This is a genomic window from Aliivibrio fischeri (assembly GCF_009727955.1).
Lineage (GTDB): Bacteria > Pseudomonadota > Gammaproteobacteria > Enterobacterales > Vibrionaceae > Aliivibrio > Aliivibrio fischeri_A.
This window is the reverse complement of the sequence record NZ_WOBR01000010.1, coordinates 57,099-83,259: the sequence shown is the minus strand read 5'-3', so window position 1 is coordinate 83,259 and position 26,161 is coordinate 57,099. Positions and strand designations below refer to the sequence as shown.

The 26,161-nt window shown below is 38.7% G+C and carries 17 protein-coding genes; 13 read left to right on the top strand and 4 right to left on the bottom strand.

Features of this window, described 5'->3' with window-relative positions; translation table 11 throughout:
- Window positions 1–119: 119 nt before the first annotated feature.
- From GNP81_RS13550 to GNP81_RS13510, 9 genes are all read left to right on the top strand, one after another.
- The gene (locus GNP81_RS13550) at window positions 120–3,479 is read left to right on the top strand and encodes a DEAD/DEAH box helicase family protein (protein WP_155673783.1); all 3,360 of its coding nucleotides are present in this window, start codon (window positions 120–122) and stop codon (window positions 3,477–3,479) included.
- 180 nt (window positions 3,480–3,659) lie between these two features.
- Window positions 3,660–5,198: a type I restriction-modification system subunit M gene (locus tag GNP81_RS13545; RefSeq protein ID WP_155673782.1), complete on the top strand. Its 1,539-nt coding sequence runs from the start codon at window positions 3,660–3,662 to the stop codon at window positions 5,196–5,198.
- The gene (locus GNP81_RS13540) at window positions 5,195–6,340 is read left to right on the top strand and encodes a restriction endonuclease subunit S (RefSeq protein ID WP_155673781.1); all 1,146 of its coding nucleotides are present in this window, start codon (window positions 5,195–5,197) and stop codon (window positions 6,338–6,340) included. Before GNP81_RS13545 ends, GNP81_RS13540 begins: the two co-directional genes overlap by 4 nt.
- Before the next feature lie 103 nt (window positions 6,341–6,443).
- Entirely contained in the window at window positions 6,444–8,180 is a 1,737-nt protein-coding gene (locus GNP81_RS19420) for an McrB family protein (protein ID WP_155673780.1), read from the top strand.
- A 6-nt stretch (window positions 8,181–8,186) separates the two neighbouring features.
- Window positions 8,187–9,524: an McrC family protein gene (locus GNP81_RS13530; protein WP_155673779.1), complete on the top strand. Its 1,338-nt coding sequence runs from the start codon at window positions 8,187–8,189 to the stop codon at window positions 9,522–9,524.
- Between the two features lie 247 nt (window positions 9,525–9,771).
- Complete coding sequence (locus GNP81_RS13525; protein ID WP_155673778.1) at window positions 9,772–10,764, top strand: GTPase family protein; 993 nt, start codon at window positions 9,772–9,774, stop codon at window positions 10,762–10,764.
- A 4-nt stretch (window positions 10,765–10,768) separates the two neighbouring features.
- Window positions 10,769–11,449 carry a GTPase family protein gene (locus GNP81_RS13520; RefSeq protein WP_155656028.1) on the top strand — a complete coding sequence of 227 codons (681 nt, stop codon included), beginning with the start codon at window positions 10,769–10,771 and terminating at the stop codon, window positions 11,447–11,449.
- An 85-nt stretch (window positions 11,450–11,534) separates the two neighbouring features.
- Window positions 11,535–12,662 carry a CRISPR-associated ring nuclease Csm6 gene (csm6, locus tag GNP81_RS13515; protein WP_155673777.1) on the top strand — a complete coding sequence of 376 codons (1,128 nt, stop codon included), beginning with the start codon at window positions 11,535–11,537 and terminating at the stop codon, window positions 12,660–12,662.
- Window positions 12,663–12,832: 170 nt separating this feature from the next.
- A complete protein-coding gene (locus GNP81_RS13510) occupies window positions 12,833–15,124 on the top strand; it encodes a patatin-like phospholipase family protein (RefSeq protein WP_196587355.1) in 2,292 nt (763 codons plus the stop codon).
- A gap of 66 nt (window positions 15,125–15,190) precedes the next feature.
- On the opposite strand, the gene GNP81_RS13505 is transcribed toward GNP81_RS13510, so the two are convergent.
- Window positions 15,191–17,086 (bottom strand): PTS fructose transporter subunit EIIC, encoded by a 1,896-nt coding sequence (locus GNP81_RS13505; RefSeq protein WP_012534647.1) that lies wholly within the window; start codon window positions 17,084–17,086, stop codon window positions 15,191–15,193.
- A 204-nt stretch (window positions 17,087–17,290) separates the two neighbouring features.
- Here GNP81_RS13505 and GNP81_RS13500 point away from each other — a divergent pair, with 204 nt between their 5' ends.
- Window positions 17,291–17,590, top strand: coding sequence for a PTS fructose transporter subunit IIB (locus GNP81_RS13500; protein WP_012535273.1), 300 nt, complete (start codon window positions 17,291–17,293; stop codon window positions 17,588–17,590).
- Window positions 17,590–18,375, top strand: coding sequence for a PTS sugar transporter subunit IIA (locus GNP81_RS13495; protein WP_011263542.1), 786 nt, complete (start codon window positions 17,590–17,592; stop codon window positions 18,373–18,375). Before GNP81_RS13500 ends, GNP81_RS13495 begins: the two co-directional genes overlap by 1 nt.
- Before the next feature lie 110 nt (window positions 18,376–18,485).
- Here the strand turns inward: GNP81_RS13495 and manA are convergent, their stop codons facing one another.
- Together manA and GNP81_RS13485 are read right to left on the bottom strand one after the other, a co-directional pair.
- A complete protein-coding gene (gene manA, locus GNP81_RS13490) occupies window positions 18,486–19,682 on the bottom strand; it encodes a mannose-6-phosphate isomerase, class I (protein WP_012535117.1) in 1,197 nt (398 codons plus the stop codon).
- A gap of 71 nt (window positions 19,683–19,753) precedes the next feature.
- Complete coding sequence (locus GNP81_RS13485; protein ID WP_005423023.1) at window positions 19,754–21,655, bottom strand: PTS fructose transporter subunit IIABC; 1,902 nt, start codon at window positions 21,653–21,655, stop codon at window positions 19,754–19,756.
- A 300-nt stretch (window positions 21,656–21,955) separates the two neighbouring features.
- Between GNP81_RS13485 and GNP81_RS13475 the strand changes: the two genes are divergently transcribed.
- Complete coding sequence (locus GNP81_RS13475; protein WP_005423022.1) at window positions 21,956–22,813, top strand: helix-turn-helix transcriptional regulator; 858 nt, start codon at window positions 21,956–21,958, stop codon at window positions 22,811–22,813.
- Between the two features lie 81 nt (window positions 22,814–22,894).
- A complete protein-coding gene (locus GNP81_RS13470) occupies window positions 22,895–23,767 on the top strand; it encodes a DMT family transporter (RefSeq protein ID WP_065624735.1) in 873 nt (290 codons plus the stop codon).
- An 88-nt stretch (window positions 23,768–23,855) separates the two neighbouring features.
- Here the strand turns inward: GNP81_RS13470 and GNP81_RS13465 are convergent, their stop codons facing one another.
- Entirely contained in the window at window positions 23,856–25,889 is a 2,034-nt protein-coding gene (locus tag GNP81_RS13465; protein ID WP_336495490.1) for an EAL domain-containing protein, read from the bottom strand.
- Window positions 25,890–26,161 lie beyond the last annotated feature (272 nt).

The window sequence follows — 26,161 nt, the reverse complement described above, 5'->3', positions numbered from 1 at the left end:
CTTTTTTATTGTCATCTAAATATAAGAATCAATCCGTCATTTCTCCCATCTATGTCATCGTTTTATTTTTTAAAATCTGCTATAACGAATGCAATTCTAAAATTGAGTATCAATGGCTTATGACTACTTCTTTAAATTTTGAACTTATTCGTGAACACAATGATAAATTGACGAAACTTGGTTCATTAGCAGAGCAAATTCTTCATCTCGATCCCGGTAGTGCAATTACCCGTTTACGTGGCTTTGCCGAAGAAGTCACCAAAGAGATTTATGCCATTGAGTCCTTACCAAGGCTGCCTCAAGCGAATTTTATTGAGTTATTAAAAAACGATGCTTTTATTGATGCAACAGAGACTCGTCTGCGAGATCAACTGCATTTTTTAAGAATAGAAGGCAACGAGACCGCTCATGGTGGTGATGGCTCAATTAAAAAAGCCTACGCCGCATTAGGAACGGCTCACTCACTGTCTCAATATCTTGCGATTAACTATTACGGTTTTCGAGTTGCCGATCTTACGGATTTAGTTTATCCAGAAAAACCAAGTTCATCAGCTTTGAATCAAAAGCAGCTTGAAAAGGTGATAGAAGAAAACCAAAAACAACAAGATCTATTATTACAAGAGCTAGAGCGTGAACGCCAAAAACGCATCGAATTAGAGAATAAAGAACAAGCTACCGCAGAGCAATTAAGCCAAGCGAAATCTCGCAGTAAGCAAACCGCTAACAGCCTAGAGTGGGATGAAAATAAAACCCGCCAACTGTTAATTGACAGCCAATTAGCTCAAGCAGGTTGGGATAGAAACAACCCTGATAGCGTTGGGATTGAAGTTAAAGTCTCGCACCAACCAACAACATCGGGAACAGGCTATATCGATTACGTACTGTGGGATGATGATGGAACGCCATTAGCCGTTGTTGAGGCAAAACGCTCGCGTGAGCATATTCAAAAAGGGCGAGAACAAGCACGATACTACGCCGAAGGTTTAGCCAAAGAGCACAATTGCTTAGTTCCGATCGTATTTTATACCAATGGTTACGAGATCTGCATTTGGGACACAAAACAATACAATACCTATCGTCAGGTTTTTGGTTTCTATTCAAAAGACAGCCTCAAGTTTTTGCAGTTTCAATATCAACATAAAGAGCCAAATCTTGAGCTATTGAATCCAAGTTCTGATATTGCAGGGCGTCCTTATCAGATTGAAGCGATCAAATCGGTGACAAGCCAACTTCAGAATCAGCGCCGTAAAGCCTTAATTGTACAAGCGACAGGCACAGGTAAAACGCGTGTATCTATTGCCTTGGTGGAACTACTACTTCGATCTCGTTGGATAAAACGAGTCCTCTTTTTGTGTGATCGAAAAGAACTGCGTCGACAGGCGGATAATGCATTTAAAGAGTATTTACCGAGTGAGCCTCGCTGCGTGATTGGTGAGAAAAACCAAATCGACCAATCAGCGCGCGTCTTTGTCTCTACTTATCCGGGCATGATGAATCGATTCTCACAGCTTGATGTGGGCTTTTTTGATCTGATTATTGCTGATGAATCGCACCGTAGTATTTACAATCGCTATCGTGATATTTTCGATTATTTTGATGCAATGCAAGTCGGTTTAACCGCAACCCCAGTTAAGTTCATTGCACGCAACACCTTCGATTTATTCGGTTGTGAAAATGGCGATCCGACGTATAACTTTGATTTAGCAGAAGCGATCTCACACGAACCACGCTTTCTAAACCCATTTAGAGTGAAAGAGTTCACCACCGAGTTTCTGCGTGAGGGCATACATTACAGCAAACTCACTACAGAGCAAAAGCAACAGCTTGAAGACGATTTAGGACTTGAAGAAGCGCAAAAAACCACAATCAAAGGCAAAGACATCGGAAGAAAGATCTTCAGTGTTGAAACCGACAGCGCGATTTTAGAAAACCTAATGGTCAACGGCATTAAAGATGCCACCAACTCATTAGTCGGTAAAACCATTATTTTTGCGCAAAGCCAAGCTCACGCCGAGCAACTTGAAAAACTGTTTTGTGAAGAACTGTACCCACAATACGGCAGTGCAGTTTGTAAAGTGATCCACAACAAAGTGGATCGCCCAGATGCCCGAATTGATGAATTTAAAAAATCAGATAATCAGTTCCGAATCGCGATTTCCGTCGACATGATGGATACCGGGATCGACGTGCCAGAAATTGTGAATCTCGTGTTTGCTCGTCCAGTGAAATCATGGGTGAAATTCTGGCAAATGATAGGCCGTGGAACACGCTTATGTGACAACTTATTTGGCCCAGGCAAAGACAAAGAAGAGTTTTTGATCTTCGATCACTACGGTAACTTCGAATATTTTGAAGAGGAATACGTAGAAGTCGATACCGGCAACAGTCGTTCATTATTACAGACCGTCTTTGAAGCGCGTTTAGCCTTGGCTGATCAAGCAAAGAAAAAAGCAGATGTACACGCTTTTGAATTAGCCTGCGCACAAATGAAAGCGGATATCTGCGATTTGCCAGAAGACACCATTGCCGTACGTCGAGAGTTACGAACCGTTAAACAGTTGCAAGAAACCGACATGTTGCTAGAGATGAATGGCGCAACATACCATCTTTTAGAAACCAAAATCGCACCATTAATGGGGTATCGAACCTTAAAAGATAAAGATGCCGCCATGCTAGATAGATTAATTGCCCAAGTTGAGACCGCGCATCTTACAGGCAGCAGTGATCTTGAAAACTTAAAAGCGGATTTACTGTCTCGCATTCAAAACCTTGCTATCACAATAACCGACGTTCGTAAGCAAGGTGATGAAATTGCACGCGTTCAAACGCAAGAATATTGGGAAAACATATCACTGAACCAACTGGAAAAAACACGTAACAATCTACGTGGGATCATGAAATACAAAAAGAAAGAGCACAGTATTTATGATTCAGTGCAAACCACCAATACTGCGGATGGCGGGATCCAAGAGTGTGAACGTGTCGTGGTGATAGGGGACGACAGCGAGGCGATGGTGTATCGCAAACGTCTCAAAGACATATTGGAAGCCATGCTTGCTAACAATCCTGTGTTACAAAAAATTCATCATAACCAAGCGGTGACAGAAGATGAATTGACCTCGTTAACATCAACCATTTTAACGCAACACCCGGGTGTGGATGCCAATGCGCTCAATGCCTTTTATGGCAGAACGCCAGAGCAGCTAAGCCAAACCTTAATTCAATTAGTGGGGTTAGATGCCGAGCAAGTGAATGAGCGTTTTACGGACTTTATGCAAACAAACGCATTAACGTACAAACAGACGCAATTTTTGAATCAGCTAAAGTCACTTATTTGCCGTAATGGACGAATCAAAATGGCAGATTTATACGAAGGCCAGTTTGAACGTTTAACGAATGGTGAAGGATTAGACATCTTCTGTGGTGATAAGGCCGACCAACTTGAAGCGTTAATTGAACCGTTTTTACTGCCTCAATAAAGGCAATGCGACAAATAAGCAGAAAGAGATGCAAAAAAGCGTTCAATTTGATTAAGAACGCAACAGAAAAGGGAGATAGTAAGGTTACGATCTCCCTTTTTCGCGTTAAAATAACATCATAAAGATAACTCAAAAACACGTCGTTCTTGAGATAAACAGTATTAATAAAAAGAGAAACTTATGTTAACTGGTCAACTACGTAATAACATCGACACCCTGTGGGAAAAATTTTGGACAGGGGGCGTAACAAACCCATTAGTGGTTATCGAGCAGATCAGTTATTTAATGTTCTCACGCATGCTGGATATGCAAGAAACAACGGCAGAGCGCAAAGCCAAACGTACAGGCCAAGCGTTTACTCGTCAGTTCCCTGAAACGCCAGAAGGCCAATTACTGCGTTGGCAGAACTTTAAAAACATGTCAGGCAAAGAGTTATTGCCTCACCTGCGTAATAACGTATTTCCACACTTCTCAGAAATTGAGTTAAACGGCTCAGATATCGCTCAATTCATGGCCGATGCCGATGTGGAGATCCGCAGTGAATCCGTATTGCTTTCTGCCGTAGAAATGGTTGATCAACTGCCATTAGATCAAAGCGATGTTAAAGGTGATATTTACGAATACTTGCTGAGTAAATTAGCTTCGGCAGGGATAAACGGACAATTCCGTACTCCTCGTCATATCATTGATATGATGGTCGAAATGCTAGATGTGCAGCCAACCGATGTTATTTGTGACCCAGCGTGTGGTACAGCAGGGTTTTTATCTCGCACGATGGAATATTTAACACGCACTCACACCAGCCCTGACAGCATTTATCAAGATGAAGACGGTAACGATGTGTATACGGGTGATTTGCTGCATGAGTACCAAGACCACATTAATAACAAGATGTTCTGGGGCTTTGATTTTGATAGCACCATGCTACGTGTATCAGCCATGAACATGTTATTGCATGGAGTAAGTAGTGCCAACATCACCTATCAAGACAGCTTAAACAAAAACTTTGCCGAGTTACCGCAAGAAGAGAACTTCTTCGATAAGATCTTAGCTAACCCACCATTTAAAGGCAGTTTGGACGAGCAATCCGTCAACCCGAATGTGTTGGCAACCGTAAAAACCAAGAAAACCGAATTACTGTTTTTAGCCTTGATTTTACGCATGCTGAAATTAGGCGGACGCAGTGCCACCGTAGTACCTGATGGCGTGTTATTCGGTAGCTCAAAAGCACACCAAGACTTGCGTAAAGAGCTGATCAATAACAACCAACTTGAAGCGATGATCTCGCTACCAAGTGGTGTATTCAAACCGTATGCAGGTGTATCAACCGGTATTCTTATCTTTACCAAAGGTGGCAGCACCGACAACGTCTTGTTTTACGACATGACGGCAGACGGCTACTCGTTGGATGATAAGCGCAACCCAATTAAAGATAATGACATTCCAGATGCTTTAGCAAAATGGAAGCGTTACAACGAGTTATACCAAGCGAACAACCAAGAAGCGTTAACAGCTGAGTTTGGTGACAAAACGCAAAAAACCTTTATGGTGTCAGCAGATGATATCAAAGCGCAAAAGTTTGATCTTTCCATCAACCGTTACAAAGAAGTTGTGTATCAAGAAGAAACCTTTGAAGACCCAAAAGTGATTCTAGGTAAATTAAAAGCACTGGAAAACGAGATTCTGGCTGATCTGAATGAGCTGGAGGCGATGCTATGAGTTGGCCTATAAAACCTTTAGGAGAACTGGTGGAGAATTGTAACGCTAAGCGAGTTCCACTAAAACAATCTGAGCGAGATGGAAGAACGGGTAAGTATAGATATTACGGTGCTTCAGGTATTATAGATTTTGTTGATGATTTTCTATTTGATGGCGACTATCTTTTAATTGGTGAAGATGGGAATAACTTATTATCTCGTACTACACCAATCGCTTTTCATGCTAGCGGGCAGTTTTGGGTAAATAATCATGCGCATGTCTTGAAATGTAATGGTAAGGTAGATCTTGGATTTCTTGCATATTACATAAACAGTATTAACCTTGAGCCATACATAACAGGATCAGCACAGCCTAAGTTGAATAAAAAAAATTTAGATTCCATAAAAATCCCACTACCACCATTAGAAAAACAAAAACGTATTGCGGCGATTTTAGATAAAGCCGATGCAATTCGCCAAAAACGTAAGCAAGCTATCGAACTTGCTGATGAGTTCTTACGCAGCGTGTTTTTGGATATGTTTGGTGATCCGGTGAGTAATCCGAAGGGATGGGAGGTTAAGCTCATTTCTGAAATAGCAGAAGTCCAAGGAGGTCTTCAGGTTTCAAAGAAAAGAGAGAGCCTACCAGTCACTTGTTCTTATTTGAGAGTTGCCAATGTATTTAGGGGTAAATTAGACTTGTCTGAAATAAAAACCATGCAAGTTACCCAGAAAGAAATGGAGCGAATTTCTCTGATTACAGATGATCTACTCGTAGTAGAGGGGCACGGAAATAAAAACGAAATCGGTCGTTGTGCTAATTGGGATGGAAGTATTTCCCCGATTATCCATCAAAATCACCTTATTAGAGTACGTGTAATTAATGATTTGGTTTCTCCCCATTACCTGGCGGATTTTATAAATTCCCCTGGAGGAAGAGTGCAGCTGGCAAGAGCTAGTAATACTACATCAGGTCTCAATACTATTAGCACAAAAATGGTTAAAGATACGATAGTGTTGATCCCCGATATGAAAGTACAAAATAAGTATATCGAGATACGGCAAGAGATTTATGCGCTAATTGATAATTTACTTATAGGGAAGGAAGATGACATGCATTTATTCAACGCACTCTCCCAAAAAGCTTTTTCTGGTCAGTTATAACAATAAACAAATAAAACGCGTCATGTCATCATTCTCTACAGGGCGCTTATAAACATAATAAGCACGTCAAATGGCGTGCTTTTTTAGGTTGGAATAAAGAAAAATGGCAAGAGATAATACAAAATATAAATTTGAAGAAAGTGTATACGGAAAAGGCCGATTAGTTCATGCTGTTGTTGCTACTTATATCGAACGCTATGACGCTACGTTAGCGCAACTAGAGCAAATATTTCCCGGATCTCTACAAAATAAGAATGGTAACGTATTTATTACTCAGCAAGAGTACGATGAGAGGTTAAGTAAGAGCAGTGATGTTGAAAACCGATTCTACAATAAAGCAGAAGATCGTTTACTCACTCACGATGGCATAACCATTTATGTGAGTAATCAATGGGGCGTTGGAAACGTAGAGGGCTTTTATCAACAAGCGATTAAGCAGGGTTTTACAATCGAGAAAATTATTTCTCCATCACAAGCCACACTTGAGCCATTTTTCACCGCGAGTAATGAAAACACCATGTCACCTCTAAACCAAATCCTCTATGGCCCTCCGGGCACAGGTAAAACTTATCACACCATGGAGTCCGCAGTAAAAGCCGCAGAACCAACGTTTACATGGACTAACCGTGATGAATTAAAAGCCGAATATGTCCGTTTGGTTGGCGATAAACGTATTCGCTTTGTTACCTTTCATCAAAGTTATGGTTATGAAGAATTTGTTGAAGGGTTAAGTGCTAAAACTGAAGGTAATCAAATAGCTTATTATGAAAAAGATGGCATTTTTAAAACGATCTCAGAAGACGCAGATAAATATCGAGTAACTAAAACCGTAGAAAGTGACCGTGATTTTGATTCACTATGGGCGAAATTTCTTACAGAGCTATCGCAAAATGAAAATGGTATTAGGGTTAATACTATCCGTACTTTCTTTATTGTTACGGATGTCGATAATAATACGATTAGATTTGAGAAAGACAAAGGTGATTCAACTCATTCATTGAGTGTAAAAACGTTAAAAGCGGTATTTAATGATGAACGTGAAATAAAAGGCGGTCTTAATCCATATTATTCTTCATTAATTAAGCATTTGTCTGCCTATTCAAATCAAACCGATACGGTTCATATAGATCGCAAGAATTTCGTCCTCGTCATCGACGAAATTAATCGAGGAAACATCTCTAAGATCTTCGGTGAGTTGATTACGCTTATTGAGCCCTCAAAGCGTAAAGGGGCAGAAGAAGAAATAGAGCTTGTGTTACCGTACTCTGGCGATACGTTCTCAGTACCCGATAACTTGCACATCATCGGCACCATGAACACCGCTGACCGCTCTCTCGCTATGATGGATACCGCGCTGCGTCGTCGTTTTGATTTTATCGAAATGATGCCAAAGCCTGAATTATTTAATAACAAACAGATTAAAGGTATCGATCTTACTCGGTTACTTAACGCCCTAAATAAACGCATAGAAGCCTTATATGATCGTGAGCATACCTTAGGTCACGCCTTCTTATTTCCAGCTTACAATGAGCAAGACGAAGATAAAGCTTTCGAACTGCTAAAAGCAGCGTTTAAAAATAAAATCATCCCATTGCTAGAAGAGTATTTCTATGACGATTGGAACAAGATCCGCCTTGTATTAGGTGATAATCAAAAATCAGACGAGCTCCGCTTTGTTAAAGTTCATAACGAATATTATGATTCATTGTTTGGTTCTGAGCACGGTTTAGAAACCTACGAAGAGAGCAAAACACGCTACACCTTAATGTCGTTTAATGGCGAAAACTCGGTTTGGGATAATCCACAAGCCTATATTGCTGTTTATGCATCAATTAAGTAACGCGTAATGAAAGCGAAAAAAGAAATCACCTTGTTTGAGTTTGGCTTTGTCGCAAAAGACGACAGAGCCGAGGCGCATACACGTGTGCAAAAAGTATCAGCACGCAGTTACGATTATTTAAAGCGTATGTGCTTAGGGGATGAGAGTGAGCGAAAGTTACTAAAGCTGCGCAGTCTTGATGGCATGGAAGTGCTTCAAGTACAAAACTACGCAGGGGTTATTTTCACACCCGATAAAACTCAAATTGAAGTGCTGCCAAAAATAGGCAAAAGCACAAATGAGGAAGAGGGAGAAGACCAAGCGCGGGCTTCACTCTTAACCATGCTTAGGGCGTTAAAAGGGTTCTCCCACATTCAAACCGCCAGTGCCAACATCACTTATCAAAAAATGCCATTGCTTGAGGTGTTTATAGGGCAATTTTTACACTCGGTAAACGCCTTGGTAAAACGAGGATTACGCAGTGATTATGTGCGCCGTGAAGACAATCTCGCGTATTTAAAGGGTAAGCTGAATGTCGGTAAGCAACTTCGTCATAACTTTATCAATAAACACAAATTTTACTGTGAATATGATGAGTTCTTGCTTGATAGACCTGCAAACCGTTTGATTCACTCAGCGTTACTCAATGTGAAATCACTGGCTCGCAGTGCCGCCAACCAAAAGCTAGTGCAAGAGTTAGAGTTTGTGTTTCATGAAGTGCCAAAAAGCCATGATCATAAATCGGATTTTTCGAAGGTGAAATCAGGCCGAGGCATGAATCATTATGATGTGCCATTGCAATGGTGTCAGTTGATCTTAAATGGTTACTCGCCACAAACCATGAAGGGAGATCATCACGCGATTTCTCTCTTGTTCCCAATGGAGAAGGTGTTTGAAGATTACGTCGCTAAAATCATCAAGGCAGAGTTGGCGCAATCGCATCCAACACTTCAATTAGAAACGCAAGCCACAGGGGAGCATTTGGCAAGGTATCAACAGAAAGGGAAGTTCAGCCTTCGCCCTGATCTATTAATCAAACACGATAAGAGAAATGTGGCAGTGCTAGACACCAAATGGAAGCTTCTTGATAGCAAAATAAGCAACGCCAATTTGTCTCAATCTGATATTTATCAAATGTTTGCTTATGCGAAGAAATACCTTAAAAGAAACGCAGACGAGCAACATGGCAATGATGTAGTGCTCATTTATCCAATGCAAGCCAACTTTACTCAGCCGTTGCCGACTTTTTTTGATTTAGATGATGTCCATAAATTATGGATCACGCCATTTGAGATCAGCGGTAATAAAAGTAAATGGCATAAACCAGAAAAGCTCGTTTTTAGTATTGGTAGTATTATCAGCTAAATAAACCCTAAATTATTCTTACCTTATATACAAAGCCAACTCACACCGAGTTGGCTTTTTTGTAAGCTTATAAAAATAAAAATTTCAGCGATTATTTTATTATCAACTAACCGAATAGGTGATTGTTTAATCGGTCAGTAACGCAAAGCGTGATGGTTGTCTTAGTTGATATTAATAACATAAATATCAATAGATTTTGATATTGTATAATTCATTGAAAAATTAAAATTAAGGATAAATAAATAAAATGAAAGAGAATAACATCTTTAAAGATATGGAAAATGATGTGAATGCATCTAATTTAGATGAACATACAAAACAGAAATTTTTCTCAAATATATTGCATTTAAAAAATAAAAAAATAAATTTAATGATAACTGGAGCAACAGGCTGTGGGAAAAGCTCAACAATAAATGCAATGTTCAACACGGATGTAGCAAAAGTTGGCATGGGCGTTGACCCTGAAACGATGGATATTAGAAAGTATGAATTAGATAATTTAATTCTATGGGATAGTCCAGGATTAGGTGATGGTAAAGAAAAAGATATACAACATTCAAAAGGCATAATTTCAAAGTTAAATGAATTGGATGAAAACGGTTTGCCGTTAATTGATTTAGTTTTGGTTATTCTTGATGGAGGAAGTAGAGATCTAGGCACTTCATATGAGCTGATTAATTCAGTAATAATTCCAAATTTAGGAGAGAATCCAAAAGACAGAATTTTAATAGCAATAAATCAAGCTGATGTAGCAATGAAAGGTCGATATTGGGACTTTCAAAATAATAAACCAGAACCTAAATTAGTTAGTTTCTTGGAAGAAAAAGTAGAATCAGTAAAAAATAGAGTGAAAGAAGCGACAGGTGTTGATATTAAACCTATTTACTATTCAGCAGGTTTTAAAGATGAAGGCGAGGAACAAAGACCTTATAATTTATCCAAATTACTTTATTTTATTGTTAAAAATACACCGTTAGATAAAAGATTAGTATATGTTAATACTACATCAGATGATAAAAATATGTGGTCTGATAATGATGAAATTAAAAATTATACCGCGGAAATACAAAAATCATTTGTGGAAACTATAGTAGAAACATCAAAAGTTGGTGGAAAAATAGGAAAAGAATTAGGTGATATTTTAGGAATGGGGAAAACAGGTGAAGCTATTGGTAAGGTTACTGGTGCAGTTGTAGGGGCTTTTAAATCAGTAGTTTCTTCTATTTTTAGTTGGTTTTGATTTTATGTTTAAAAACTACCGAAAACATGATTTGAACAATAATATAAAGATAATGGATGTTACACCATTAGATATAATGATAACAGGGGTTACGGGAGCAGGGAAATCTACAACAATAAACTCTATATTTAATAAAAGCTTAGCGGAAGTAGGTCGTGGTGTCGAACCTGAAACAATGGGTTTAAACAGTTATACATTAAATGATTGTTTGAGATTATGGGATACCCCAGGATTGGGGGATGGAATTAAACAAGACCAAATACATAGTAAGAAAATTATTGATTTGCTTTATAAAACATATTCTTTAGATTCAAATAATTATGGTTTTATAGATATGGTTTTAATAATAATTGAAGGTTCAAATAGAGATATGGGGACAAATTACAAATTAATAAATGAAGTTATTGTTCCTAATATCCAAAGAGAAAGAGTACTAGTTGCTATTAATCAAGCTGATATGGCAATGAAAGGAAGGCATTGGGATAGTTTAAATAATAAACCTAAAGAAAGATTAAAAGAGTTTTTAGACGCTCAAGTAATATCGATACAGAGTCGAGTTAAAGAGGCTACAGGTGTTGATATTATTAAGCCTGTGTATTATTCAGCTGAAAATAACTATAATGTTGATGCTCTACTTGATTTGTTAATAGATAACATGCCTAAGAATAGAAGAACAATTGGTTAATTGATGAATTATTTTTATTAATATTTGAATGAGGATTATAATAGTCCTCTTTTTAAATTGTAATATTTCCTTTACTTGAGCTCTAATGAAAAACATCCTTATCGCCGTTACTGGCGCCAGTCCCCAAGTATTAACTGAGACGATTTACGCCCTGTATACGCAAGGTAAACCTATTCCTGAAGTTGTGTATGTTATTACCACCGAAAATTCAAAACAGACGCTTAAAGAAGGGCTGTTCATACAAGGGTATTGGGATAAGTTAATGGCTGATTATCAATTGCCGCCCATTGCTTTTAACTCTGATCATATCTGGGTGATTACCGATGATAATGGCAATGCGCTTGTGGATGCGAAAGGCGTTGATGATCAATCCATTATGGCGGATTTTATTACACGTAAAGTGGCATTGTTAACTCAAGATAATGAGGTGGCTATTCACGCCTCTATTGCGGGCGGCCGTAAAACCATGGCATTTTACATGGGTTATGCCATGTCTTTGTATGGTCGTGAGCAAGATGTGTTAAGCCATGTGTTTGTGGATGATGAGTTTGAGTTTGTCAGCGATTTTTATTATCCAACGCCTGTTGACTGTTTTATTCAAGGTAAGCAGGGGGAAGCCATTAATGCGAAAGAGGCGACGGTAACGTTAGCTGAAATTCCGTTTGTTCGCATGCGTCGTCAGGTGGATGAGTGCATTATTAATCAAATGGAAACACATTCATTTTCTAAAACCGTGTCGGCGTTAAATAGTGCCAATAACACTCAAGTTAGAGTGAGTATTTCAACGAAAGAAAAAACGGTGGAAGTAGCAGGGGTGAAAATCCCATTAACCAGTAAACACCTCGCTATTTATCTGTTCTTTTTATCTAAGGATAGCCGTAAAGCGACGTTGGATCGTTACTTTGAAGACGATAAAACACAAACGACAGATTACTTGGGTGTTCTTGATAAAATGAAAGCGGATGTGCGTTTATATAAAACCATGGGCTTAGAAGATGAAGGGCAGTGGCGACAAAAAGATCATGCAGAGTTGGCAACATTAACCAAAGATTTTGTTCGTCAATCGCTTAATGGATTACACAAATCACTAAAAGATAAACTAGTACCTGATTTATTTGAGAAAATAAAAGTGCATTCTGATGGGGTGAAATCAGGGGCGACGTATCAAATCTCTACTGAGGTTTTATTTATATGCGATGAGGTTGAGTTATAATTTTTTGTATATTCAATATTAAAATAAAAGCGCTGAAAATGTTCAGCGCTTTTTTATTTATTCTTAAAACCATTTAACTCTTAATCACTTCGTTACACCGATCAAATTCTGCTTTTTTAAACCTGATATTCTTATGAAAATTAATGATTATTCTTATCTGGATGGTGATTATGCGTCATGTTTTTCGCTTGAACTTATGGTTTGTTTTTTTAGCTACATTTTTTTTTACGCCGTATTTATATGCAGAGCCAATAAAAGAACCATCTCACCCTAAAATAGCGTTGGTACTTGCTGGTGGTGGTGCAAAAGGGGCGGCACACATTGGCGTATTAAAAGCGCTTGAAGAGTTAAATATACCCATAGATATTATTACAGGAACCAGTATGGGGGCGTATGTCGGTGGGCTTTATGCAACAGGGAAATCGGCTTCTGAGATTGAAGCGTATTTGCATACCGTAGATTGGTACAGTGGTTATCAAGATGAGGTTGGCAGAGAAGAGAAAAATAGTCGAGATAAAAAGTACGAAGACAGATTTGCAATAAATCCATCATTAGGAATCAGAAAAGAGGGAGTAAAATCACCAAAATCAGCGATTCAAGGACAAAATATGCTTAAGATTTTACGTGAAACTTCTGGTAATCCCGTGTCCGTTGCATCGTTTGATGATTTTCCTATTCGCTACCGCTCAGTTGCGACTGATATTGTTTCAATGGAAGAGGTGGTTATCGATCATGGCCTTTTAGTTGATGCCATGATGGCAAGCATGTCGGTTCCCGGCGCCTTACCACCTTATGAGTTTGAGGATAGGCTGCTTATCGATGGCGGCGTAACCAACAATATGCCCGTTGATCTCGCAAAAGAGATGGGGGCAGATATTGTCATCGCGGTGGATATTAGCTCAAATTATATGACTAAAGAGCAGATAGGCTCGTTATTTGATGTGGCATCTCAATTAACTAATTTTATGGTTAAACGCAGTACTCAAGAGCAAGCGGAATTTTTAACAGATAAAGATATTTTATTGCAGCCTCGAGTTGGTGATATTGAAACGACGGATTTCTCAAGCATGCCAAGAGCGTATCAAGAGGGTTACGATACTGTAATGACGCAGAAATTACGTCTAAAATCTTTAGCGGTTACTCCTAATGAATATGCTCAATACAGCAACAGGAAAAAACAGCAATCAGCTAACGTTCGCTTAGCTCAAGGCGCAATCATTGATAAGGTGGAAGTTGAAAATCGAAGTCATTATGAGAGCGACAAACTAGAGCGTTTTATTCAGTTTGAGAAAGGAACATCGCTTAACAGTGATTATATTGAAGACAAAATTCACGCTTTATATGCTACCAATCGCTTTGAAACCATCACTTATTTAGTTGAAGAAGATAACAATGAAAATGTTTTAAAAGTAACCGCCAAAGAGAAAGAGTGGGGGCCCAATTACTTAAATTTTCGTTTTTTCTTAGAAGAAGATTTTGATACGCACAGTCAATATGGTCTTGGTGCTTCAATTAATTTTACCGATTTAAACGATTATGGCGCTGAATTACGTACAAATGTTGAATTAGGTACGGATAAGATATTTGATACGACCATTCATTATCCTTTTTATTTAAATCATCATTTCTTTGTGCAATCAAACATGATGTATAGCGATAAAAAACGTTCAATTTCAACAAGCAGTTTAGAAGATAAAGAGCCAAACAGCAGCATGAGCTTTTATCCTGTTAATCTTCGAGATTTTACTGTTGATGCTTTGTTTGGTGTAGAAGCAACAAAAGATCAGCAGTTAAAAACAGGGATCTTATATGCAAAAGGAAGCCATGAATTAACCGGACTTTCAGCGTATGGGAGAACGGAATATGAACGCTTAGGCGCAACGCTCGAATATAATTTTGATAGTTTAGACAGTATTTCATTGCCAACGCATGGTTCGTTAATAAATGCACGTTACCTATATGCATTCGATAAGGTAAATAGCCGAGATGTAGATGGCTCTGATCATTCAGAACAATACATTGATGAATTTACAGCAGAAGCGTTATTTGCCAGAAGCATTGCAAGACACACTTTCATTGGTAGTGCGGAATATGGGATAACGAATAGCGATGATTACTTGGTTCCAGTTAATCCGATTGAGCTTGGCGGGTTTAATCACTTATCAGGCTTGCCACGAAATAGCTTGATTGGTGCAAATAAAATTTATGGACGCCTCACTTATCGATACCGTTGGTTTGAGAATGATTTAGGCATGTTTAAAACAGCGGTTTATTTGGGAGCATCAGCAGAATACGGTGGTTTATGGTCAATGAAATCAACAGACGTTAGTTCCGCACCGCTTATTTTCTCTGGTTCATTGTTTGGAGGGATAGACACGCCTATTGGGCCGATTATTCTGTCTTATGGGCGAGCAGAAAACGGTTTAGATTCTGTGTATCTGATTGTTGGAAATGTTGAATAAGTGTGGAGATGATTAACGGTTTTAAGGTAAGGGTTGATTATGATATTACAATCAACCCTGACTAGTTTACGCCCTTGAAAAACGCTTGTGATGTTTCGTTAAATTATCATTGAGCAGTTGCTCTGCACTATACATGGCATCTTTGGTGGCAATATCCAGTGTCCGCATTCCTTTAAAACGAAGAGGTTCTTTGATTGCCACATCATGAGCAAAAATGACCAGTTTGGCGTTTTTTATATCAAGAGGGGTAATACGGTTATTAATACCATCAGCGCCTTGGGTCTCTACTTTGATTTTAATACCGAGTTTATGAGCGGCTTTTTCTAAACTTTTAGCCGCAAGAAAAGTATGAGCAACTCCTGATGGGCAAGCCGTGACTGCTAATACGTCGGCTTCACCTTCATTTTTGACGGATTCAAAAGCGAGTTCTTGTTGTGTCTGCTCATCATCTTCTACCGCGTTTTTCTTAAGTAAAATAACAATAGCGGCGGTGGTGAATGCACCCAAAAGCGTTCCTATAATGTAGCCAATTTTGCCATCAACAACAGGTAATACAATCCATCCTCCCCAAGGTGCATGGTTTAATACATTAAATACAAAACCAGTAATATTACCGACAATGCCGCCAGCCACAATCGCAGGGATAACACGAGCGGGATCGGCAGCAGCAAATGGAATCGCACCTTCTGTTATGCCTATCATTCCCATAATACCAGCCGCTTTACCGGCTTCTCGTTCATCACGTTTAAATTTCTTTGGAGATAAGAACGTCGCCAGTGCCATTCCCAGTGGTGGAGTACAAATAGCAATACCAACACCGCCCATTAACCATGGCTGAGTGTTCACTTGAGTTTGAGCAAATAAAGTTGCCACTTTATTAATTGGTCCACCCATATCAAAAGCGGCCATCGCACCTAGAATTGCACCTAAAGCGATTTTTCCTGAGCCTGCCATGCTAGCGAGCCATTCGTTTAACGCCGCCATGGCATTAGATATAGGGGCACCTATTACCCACATTACTGCTGCACAAGTGAGGAAGGTGCCAACAAGGGGATAAATAAAGATAGAACCTAACGAAGCCATACTTTCAGGCAGTTTAATTTTCTTTAAACTGCGAACCACAAAGCCTGCAAAGAATCCAATGATGATCGCACCTAAAAAGCCGGTATTGTATTGTTGAACTGCAATCCATGAACCTATCATGCCAGGAGCGAGTCCCGGTTTATCTGCAATAGAGTAGGCGATATAACCACCTAATACCGCAGTAAATAGCGTTAACCCTGCGATGCCCATTTGAGCGATATCTGCCAAAATACCTTCTGTTGGTACGGCCCCTTGACCTGAGATCATCACAGATAGGGAAAGTAATACACCACCAGCAACGATGAATGGGATCATGTGTGATGTACCAAATAATAAATGTTCTTTGGTGCGACCTAGTTTACGCGTTAACTCACTTTTCTCTGTTTGAGGAGGAGTGTTTTCAATGTCGGTTGATTCAGTACTTGGTTGAATAATATCCGTAAAAAGATCGAGTATTTCTTCTTTTGTGTCGGCTTTTTTGAGTTTATTGGTAAAACCATCTTCAATCAAACGACTGGAGATCTGTGCTAGGGCTTCAATGTGTTGGTTATCATCACCATCAGTTGAGGCGAGCATAAAAAAGATATCAGAAGGTTCTCCGTCTTCAGCACCATAATCAATACCGGTGCGACTGATCCCAATTGCTACAGAAGGGGTGAGTACGGCAGAGCTTTTTGCGTGAGGAATAGCAATACCATCCTCAAAACCTGTGTTGCCTATCTCTTCACGGGCCCATACATCGGCTAAGAATTGCGTTTTATTAGAGAGTTTTCCGGCATCATCTAAAATTTGAACCATCTCTTGAAGGATATCTTCTTTCGATGTGGATTTAAGGTCTAAACAGATAACATTGGCGTTTATAAGAGAGGTGATATCCATAACAATTCCATTATCTACCGGTAATAGGGCGTAATCTTAGTTGATCTTTGGGTTTTTATAACTGGATAAAAAATACATTTACTGGACTATTGTAACCTAATTGGTAAAGTGTGAGTTTCATCCTTATTCATTTATATAAAGCAATTTATCATAAATAACAGATATATATCGAACATTTAAATTGTAATAAGAAAAGAGTTAATAATGAAAATTGTAGCAGTTACCGCTTGTCCTACAGGAATCGCACATACTTATATGGCTGCGGATGTATTGAAAAAAGCGGCAGCAAAGTTAGGCGTCTCAATTAAAGTGGAAACACAAGGTGCAATGGGGGTAGAAAATGTACTGACACCCGTTGATATCGTTAGTGCTGATCTGGTTATTATTGCATCGGATATCGAGATTGAAGATAAAAACCGTTTTTTAGGAATTAATTCAAAACAATTCCCAATTGAAACCATATTAACGGATGTTGAAGGTATACTGAAAAAATACCTTTTCTAATGGAGCTTAATACTATCGATTACCGAATTACTTTTTTTGTAAAAGATCAGGGCTTGCCACCTCAAGTTGCAAGTCAATTAACCCGTCTTGCTAAAAAGTTTAAGAGTTTGGTTTATATCGATAATATTACTCAAAATAGAAGCACAAACGCTGAAAGTTCATTGGGATTACTTCAAGTCGGTCTGTGTCCTGGTGATTTTTGTCAATTAATCACCGTGGGTATGGATGCGGAGTGGGCCAATTTTGTTTTAACGGATTTATTGTCGTCGACGTTTGATTTTGTTGCTTCGGATAAATTGTGTGATTTCTCAGAAACCATTACCAATACTTACCCTCAATTAACCCCTCAGTGTGAGGTTGATTTCCACTACGTAAAAGCGCAAGCCGTACTGTCTAAGTTTGAAATCCTAAAAGGATTGTCTCAACTTATCTATCCAAAAGAATCTGATGAGCTATTGCTTGCATTGATAAAGCGTGAAGAGCGTTCATCGACAGCAATGGCAAAACAGATCGCGTTACCACATGTTATTTCCCCTTATGTAGAAAAACCGACAATCGCCATTATTCGCAGTGATTACCCAGTTGATTGGGCATCCAAGATGGGAGATGTGAATGTCATTATTGCTTTGGTGCTTCCTGAAAAACCAACCAAAGAGATGATCATGGCTGCGACGTATTTAACGCGGAGTTTATTATCTGAGGATTTCAGTCAAAGATTGGTACATACAAGGCAGCCTAAAGGACTTCAAGCCTTAATTTTATATGCAATGTGTCAATTATTGTAACGGCAATAATGTAAATTGCGGGCATAAAAAAGCTGGCTTAACGACAACCGCCAAGCCAGCATTCTGCTAGACCCTAGACCCTAGACCCTAGACCCTAGACCCTAGACCCTTTAGTTATACGCTCTCGCTACGTTACCATTGCTGGTTAACGAGTAACGTTTTGCATAAGCAGGAACAAAAACAGAGTGTCCTTTTGCAACTGTTACCGATTCACCATTTTCGTGAGTTAAAGTTAAATCACTATCAATAGCGAATAAGATCTCTGCGCTGTTGGTTTCTAGCGTTAACGCATCTGTTGCGGTAAATACTGAGAATTTAAAGTCATTCACAGGGATAGGGTAGCTCATACCACCATCAACCGTATTTGGTTGAGTAAGTAATGATGAAAGCGGTTGGCTTACAAACTCAGTGCAAGACATTAATTCATCAATATCCATGTATTTAGGTGTTAACCCTGCACGTAATACGTTGTCAGAGTTTGCCATGATTTCTAACCCTGTTCCATGAATATAAGCGTGCGGTGTACATGCGCTTAGGAACATTGCTTCACCCGGTTTTAACGTAATAACATTAAGCATAAGTGGAGCAAATAAACCCACGTCATTCGGGTATTGAATCGCAAGATCTTGAAGCAGTACAAATAGCTCATCAGTGCTGCTTGATGCGTAATCAAGTAACTCAGCAACAGCACGCTCTTTGGTTTCATTTTCTAAAGAAAGAATCGCTTTAAAGAAACGTTGTAAACCGTTTGAATTTGGTTCCTGAGTTAAGTCATCAACATAAGATGCGATAGTTGGAAGCTGCATTGCAGAGAACAAAGAGACGATTTCTTGATAATCTCTAAAGCCGTTCATCGCTTTATAGTCAGTTAATGCGTAAACCAATTCAGGTTTGTGGTTGTTATCTTTGTAGTTACGATTGAAAGCCGTTAGGGCAATGCCTGTTTTTTCTTCTTTTTCAAACCCATCAACCGCTTGTTGTTTATTTGGGTGAACTTGAATAGAAAGGGCTTTTTCTGCTGCTAGTACTTTAAAAAGGTACGGTAATTCACCAAAGGCATCAGCTGTTGTTTTTGATAAAAAAGCTTCTTTATCTTGATTGATTAAATCAGATAAAAGAATAGAGTCGCCATTAACAGTAACCGCAGAACAACCATTAGGATGAGCGCCCATCCAAAGTTCAGCTTGAGGTTTACCTGTGTTGTTTTTTATATCAAATAAGGCTTCGATTGAAGTGTGACTTCCCCAAGCATAATCTTGAATTACGTTGGTCATTGGGTAAAAAGTTTGAGGTTTTAATGCGTTCATAATGTACTCGTCATAAAACTAGAAAGACACTATCAACGACAGGGGGATTGTCGTCAATAGTGTCAGAGCAATTAAGCAGCTACAGGAGCAGAATTTTTGTTCTGGCGCATCTTTTTAAGTGATACACAAACTAGAGCTGTCACAACAGTACCTGCTGCCATACATGCAATTGCTAGTACTGGTTTGTTCATTGCACCAAGAAGCGCAACAACTGGACCACCGTGAGCAACACTGTTTGTAATACCAAATGAGAAAGCCATTACTGCAGCAGTGATTGAACCAAGCATGTTTGCAGGGATAACAGACAGTGGATCTTGAGCTGCAAATGGAATCGCACCTTCAGAGATACCGACTAAGCCCATTGCACCAGCCGCTTTACCCGCTTCGGTTTCAGATTCTTCAAAGATATTGAATTTACGACCAATAACGGTTGCTAAAGACATACCTAGTGGAGCAACAGGAATCGCACACGCCATTGCACCCATAAATTGAGTTTGACCACTTGCAATCATACCTACAGAGAATAGGAATGCTACTTTGTTGAATGGACCACCCATATCAAAGCCAGCCATACCACCCAGTACGATACCAAGTAATACAACGTTACCTGTACTCATTGTAGTAAGTAGCGCAGTTAATGAATCCATTAAGCTTGCGATTGGAGCACCAATAACAAAGATAAACAGACCTGAGATAAATAGAGAGCCTGCAATAGGAGCAATCATAATAGGAACTAGCGGTTGAATAAATTTGTTGTAGTTAATGTTGGCAACAAATTTAACGAAGTAACCCACTAATAAACCAGCGATGATAGCACCAATGAAACCAGTACCTGCTTCGGCACCGTAGAATGAACCATTGTTTGCAATCCAACCACCAATCAAGCCAGGAGCAAGAGCAGGGCGATCAGCAATCGCATAAGCAATGTAACCGGCTAAAACAGGGATCATTAAAGTAAAGGCAACCACACCAACATCAAGCACTTTATTCCATAGGCTACCAGGAGGAATGGCCATTCCACTTTCTGTTGGTTGACCACCAAGCGCTAGAGCCAGTGCGATCAATAGACCACCAGTAACAACGAATGGGATCATGTGAGATACGCCATTCATTAGGTAACGGTATAGATCAGAACGAGTTTGTGATGCTTTGTCTTTTGTTTCAGATGATGCATTAGAGTTATCAGCCACAAAAGGTGGTTGAGAAAGTGATTGAGTAATTAACCCTTTCGCATCTTTAATTGGCGCTTTTACGCCTGTTTGAATTAATTTCTTACCAGCAAAACGATTCAGATCCACTTGCTTATCACAAGCCACGATGATCGCTTCTGCTTTTTCGATTTCTTCGGCTGTTGGGCTATTTTTAACACCAATAGAGCCATTGGTTTCTACTTTGATTTGATAACCTAATTCAGCAGCACCTTTCTCAAGCGCTTCAGATGCAAGGTAAGTATGTGCAATACCTGCAGGGCAACCTGTAACGCCAATCAAGAACCCTTTATTCGCTTCAACAGCTTCTGCTTCGTCAGTTTTTTGAAGCAGTAATTCAAGTGCCATTTTTGAAGAAGTCGTGTTTAAGAATTTCTCAATAAAGCCGTCTTCGATTAACTTAGATGACAGTTCTGCAAGTACTTCAATGTGGTGATCTGCACCATTTGCTGGTGAGGCGATCATGAAGAATAAGCGAGATGGAAGACCATCTTCAGCACCGTATTCGATGCCTTCTTTGCTAACACCAATCATTACAGCAGGAGAAATAACCGCCGCACTTTTAGCATGAGGAAGGGCAACGCCTTCTTCAAATCCGGTATTTCCTAACTCTTCACGAGCGTAGATATCCGCTAAAAATTGTTGTTTATCACTGATACGGCCTTGTTGGAACAAGTGTTCAGCCATTTCAGAAAAAACGTCGTCTTTAGTTTGAGCTTTCAGGTTTAAACAAATGAGTTGTTCATTGATTAAGTCAGTAATCATGAAATATTCCCTGTTAATGATGGGTTACTTATGTAGGGACAGTTTGAATGGAATAAGGGCTTTGTGTAAGTGTGCGAGAAAGACATTTACTGGATTATTGTAACATCTGTCAGCAAGTGTGATTCAGCTCTTATTTTTATAAAACGAAATATCTATAATATACAAATCAAAAAAATATTTAATAAATAAAGAGTTACATGATTGTTTGGTGTGTTTCTCATTGTGGTTTTTATCAATAGTAATCATGCACTTGATTATTAAAGTGGATAAAAATGCGGTTATTTTCGTAAAGTGGTTATCATGGATTTAGTATTTAATACCGTTTTAGAGGCCTTGTTGGCTGAGAGAGAAAGCTTTAATCAGATCTGGTTTGCTGGAGATAAAGTAACGCCTCCTGCATGTTGTTATCAGGTAAACTTTCCTCGTCTAGAATTGGTGATTAGTGGTGAATACCGAAACCAAATAGAAGATCCCGAATTTGGTATTACTGAAGTTAAAGTCATGGCTGGTGACGCCTTGTATATCCCACCGAACTGCTGGAATAAGCCAGATTGGAGTGAGGATTGCTCTGTACTTAGTTTGCTCTTTGGTCGCAGACAAGTTGGCTTTAGCTTAGTGAGTAAGCGTAAAGGGGAGGAGGGGTTTTACGACGTACAAAAGTACAGTATTCAGACTCGTACAGGTCATGCTATTGATAATATTTTAGAAGCGCTAAATGCGTTAGCTCGTGAGCCGAACAAAAAACAGATCGACGAGTATTTGCTTCTTGCGTTACTCAGTTACAGTAAATCCATGTTAGGTGAGCCAAGTGAAACAGTATCACCTAAAAAACGCAGTGAAGATCTGTATCAGGGAATTTGCATTTATATTCAAGAGAACTTCCATAAAAGCATAGATAGAACCACGATTGCGAATCGTTTTAATATTTCACCAAACCATTTATCGCGTATGTTTAGACAACAAGGACATATGACATTGGCTGATTATATAACATGGGTGAGAATTGAACGCGCTAAGTTTATGCTAAAGAAATACACCTTCCGTTTAACTGAGGTAGCAACACGTTGTGGCTTTCAAGATGTGAACTATTTTTATCGTGTATTTAAGAATAAAACCAGTTATACCCCTTCTGATTATAGAGCGATGGTAAAAGTATAAAATAATCACTCACAACGACTATCTATAGAGGTTCACTTATGTATCATGTGAGAAAGGGAAGTGATTCATAAAGGATGATGTGTGAGTTGGATATTATTTACGTTACTTGCCGCGTTTAGCCAATCATGGCGGAATGCGTTTCAAAGCCGATTAAGTAAAGAGTTGAATGTGACAGGCGTGACACTGTCACGATTTTTGTGGGCCGGTCCATTAGCTGCCATATATCTGTGGCTTCTTTATTACTTTGAGCCTGTTAATTTACCAAGCTTTACGGCGTATTCGTATTTTTTCATTATTGGCGCATCAGTAATGCAGATCATCGCCACAGGCTTGATGGTGGTATTGTTTAAACAGAAAAACTTTGCCATTGGAGCCGGACTCGCAAAGAGTGAAGCTCCTGTGTCTGCTTTTCTTGGTGTTTTATTCTTTGGTACGTCTTTATCTTTATTTGGTTGGTTAGGGGTGGCAATAGGCGCGGTTGCTGTCTTCTTATTAAGTTGCCCTGATGGCCTTCGTAGTATTTCATTCAAAACAGCAATCATAGGTTTGGCGTGCAGTACCTCTTTTGCGTTAACGTCATTGTGGATAAGAGAGGCGAGTTTAACCTTATCACTGCCATTTCCACATCGTGCCGCTTGGGTTTTATTCTTGGTGATTTTATTTCAAACTATTGCGCTTGTTTCTTATCTTTTAATCAGGGATTTCAATACACTTAAGGCGATGTTTATAAAGCCTAAATTGGTTGTTATGACCAGTATAGCTAGCTTTATAGGATCGCTTGGTTGGTTTAGTGCCATGTCATTACAAACGGTGCCATTAGTAAAAACCTTAGGCCAAGTTGAAGTCTTTTTTACTATGTTGATTTCTTTCTTTTGGTTAAAAGAGGGGATAAAAAGAAAAGATATGTTAGCGTTAATATTGATAGCAATCGCTGCTGTGCTAGTTATGTGGTAGTAAAAAGGACTATGAGGAATAGTCCTTTACTCTACAATCAAAAACTCTAACGCAGTTATCAAGTCTTTTAACCAGCTAAAATGACTCGTTATTTATTACGATTGGTATCAATCTGATCGTTGCGCTTTATTAATTTTAGCGCTTCAGAAAGCGGTTGTGGTCGCGCAATCAAAAAGCCTTGTACTTTATCAACACCACACTCGGCAACAAATTTAAATTCATCTTCTGTTTCAACGCCTTCTGCTACCACTTCACAATTTGCTACATCACCCATTTGAGCGATTAATTGGTATAACTGTTTACCTTTAGTTGTAGAAGCATCTAATAACAAAGAGCGGTCTAACTTAATTTTATCAAATGGGTATTTTAGTAGATGTGGGAACGAAGCATAACCGGTTCCAAAGTCATCCATAGCGATTTTAATTCCATGGGACTTTAAGATCTCTAATGTACTCAGCAGATTATGGTTATCACTTAAAATAGCCTCTTCTGTTATCTCAATTTCTAGCCAGTGTGGTGGAATTGAAAAGAACTTTAAACGATCAATTACATGCTCTGCAAAACCATGTTCTTCAATGGAAGCGACAGAAATATTGATAGCAACACGTCGGTCTTCATTGAGATCCATTTTCTGCATATCAGTTAAGACTTTATCAATAACCAATTTATCCAGTGTTGGCATCATATTAAGCAGTTGAAAATCACTAATAAAGGTAGGTGGGCATAAATTTCCGTCACGATCTTGATAACGCAATAATGCTTCAAAAGAGATAACATCTTTCTCAATAACAGATTGAAGTAATTGATAATGCATTACAAAGCCATCTTCGTGCAGCATACGTGATAAACGCTGTTGAGCTGAAGAGTGCTTTAAACTCGTTGCTGCTGAGGTTCTAACATTATCTAATAGGCTTTTAAAAATCGACTGTTCTATGTTTGTATTGGTCATTGCTGACGGATGATTTAATGCGTATTTTCCTGCAAACGCAAGATAAAAAGGACGATACACAAAAATACCTACAATGATAATAACAAGCTGTAATATTGAGCCTTCTATGCTTTCGCCCATTGCAACATAACCACTAAATAATGGTGGAGTCATCCAGTTAACGATATTAACTACTGGAGATATTACCCCTGAAAAGATAGCTAAATAAGTAATTAAAAAACTGATTAATGGTAATGCCACAAATGGGACGATCAGTAATGGATTAAAAATGATCGGTAGGCCAAACAGCAAAACTTCATTGATATTAAACATAACCAATGGCAAAGCTGCCAAAGCTAACATTATATGATTTTTTTCTTTTGAAAATAGAAGAATACAAAGTAATAAACTGATGGAGTTCCCTGAGCCACCCATTGACATAAATGCATCATAAAATCCTTGGTTTATGATATTTAATGTGGCTTCACCTGCTGCCCAATCTGCCATGTTTTGTTGTGTTTCAGAATAGATGGTCTGTTTAACGGCAAATAGCATGTTGTGGCCATTAATGCCAATTGCACCTAATAACCCAAGAATGGTTTGGTAAATTAACCCACCTGTAAAAGTTAAAGGGTCAGCACTCATGTGGCCGATTAATGCCGTCATGTAATTAATGACTTTTACCATTAACTTAGACAGTAAGAAAGCAGCACTTATGAAAGTAAAAAAGTGAAATACGTGCTTAAACAAACGAGAAGAAAAATCCAAAGCTTGTGGCTCTAGTTGTTGTAGATTAAAGCGAGTGCAATACATGAATGTGATCAGAGCACTTAAGAGAGCAAGTAGTGGATTATTCGGAAAATAGAAGGGCGTAGACAGGCTTCCGTTTTCTATTGAAAGCAGATAAAACAAAGCTAAAGAGTAGATGATAAACGTCGCGCTACTAAAGGTTGTTTTATGCGATAAGTAATACCCTGCAATGACACAAAATGAGAGTGGGTAGATGTTAATTAATAAATTCGATAAATGAAAAAGGAGGCTTGAAAGTTCTTTAAATTCAAAAAAGTTAAATAAATGCCCGAGTAGAACTGCAGTTGCGTTCGATAACGTTAGAGGTAAAAGAAGTAATGCAATTGCGGATAAATCATAAATGTAAGAGCGTGATGAAGACTGCGAATTCTTACGTTTAAACACAGAGGTTAACCCTGATAGCGCACTACTAACAAAATTAAGATTTAAAGCTATTTTCAAATGAGAAATTCCAATAATTGATTACATTGTCGAGATATTGAAAAGACCCGTAAACTAACGGTTTCAACAATGAAAAATCATGCTATCAATAGATAAATTGTATGTAAAGTATTAATAAACAAGCATAAAAAAGCGATGGATTCTGACATACAGGTTATCATCTTGCTAGTATTAATTTGTGCTCATTATCATTATTTTTAAAAATAAAATCTTTT

What these genes read in the sequence shown, in the direction of transcription:
- GNP81_RS13550 (WP_155673783.1), top strand. Translation starts at nt 120, where the DNA reads ATGACTACTTCTTTAAATTTTGAACTTATTCGTGAACACAATGATAAA.
- GNP81_RS13545 (WP_155673782.1), top strand. Translation starts at nt 3,660, where the DNA reads ATGTTAACTGGTCAACTACGTAATAACATCGACACCCTGTGGGAAAAA.
- GNP81_RS13540 (WP_155673781.1), top strand. Translation starts at nt 5,195, where the DNA reads ATGAGTTGGCCTATAAAACCTTTAGGAGAACTGGTGGAGAATTGTAAC.
- GNP81_RS19420 (WP_155673780.1), top strand. Translation starts at nt 6,444, where the DNA reads ATGGCAAGAGATAATACAAAATATAAATTTGAAGAAAGTGTATACGGA.
- GNP81_RS13530 (WP_155673779.1), top strand. Translation starts at nt 8,187, where the DNA reads ATGAAAGCGAAAAAAGAAATCACCTTGTTTGAGTTTGGCTTTGTCGCA.
- GNP81_RS13525 (WP_155673778.1), top strand. Translation starts at nt 9,772, where the DNA reads ATGAAAGAGAATAACATCTTTAAAGATATGGAAAATGATGTGAATGCA.
- GNP81_RS13520 (WP_155656028.1), top strand. Translation starts at nt 10,769, where the DNA reads ATGTTTAAAAACTACCGAAAACATGATTTGAACAATAATATAAAGATA.
- csm6 (WP_155673777.1), top strand. Translation starts at nt 11,535, where the DNA reads ATGAAAAACATCCTTATCGCCGTTACTGGCGCCAGTCCCCAAGTATTA.
- GNP81_RS13510 (WP_196587355.1), top strand. Translation starts at nt 12,833, where the DNA reads ATGCGTCATGTTTTTCGCTTGAACTTATGGTTTGTTTTTTTAGCTACA.
- GNP81_RS13505 (WP_012534647.1), bottom strand. Translation starts at nt 17,086, where the DNA reads ATGGATATCACCTCTCTTATAAACGCCAATGTTATCTGTTTAGACCTT.
- GNP81_RS13500 (WP_012535273.1), top strand. Translation starts at nt 17,291, where the DNA reads ATGAAAATTGTAGCAGTTACCGCTTGTCCTACAGGAATCGCACATACT.
- GNP81_RS13495 (WP_011263542.1), top strand. Translation starts at nt 17,590, where the DNA reads ATGGAGCTTAATACTATCGATTACCGAATTACTTTTTTTGTAAAAGAT.
- manA (WP_012535117.1), bottom strand. Translation starts at nt 19,682, where the DNA reads ATGAACGCATTAAAACCTCAAACTTTTTACCCAATGACCAACGTAATT.
- GNP81_RS13485 (WP_005423023.1), bottom strand. Translation starts at nt 21,655, where the DNA reads ATGATTACTGACTTAATCAATGAACAACTCATTTGTTTAAACCTGAAA.
- GNP81_RS13475 (WP_005423022.1), top strand. Translation starts at nt 21,956, where the DNA reads ATGGATTTAGTATTTAATACCGTTTTAGAGGCCTTGTTGGCTGAGAGA.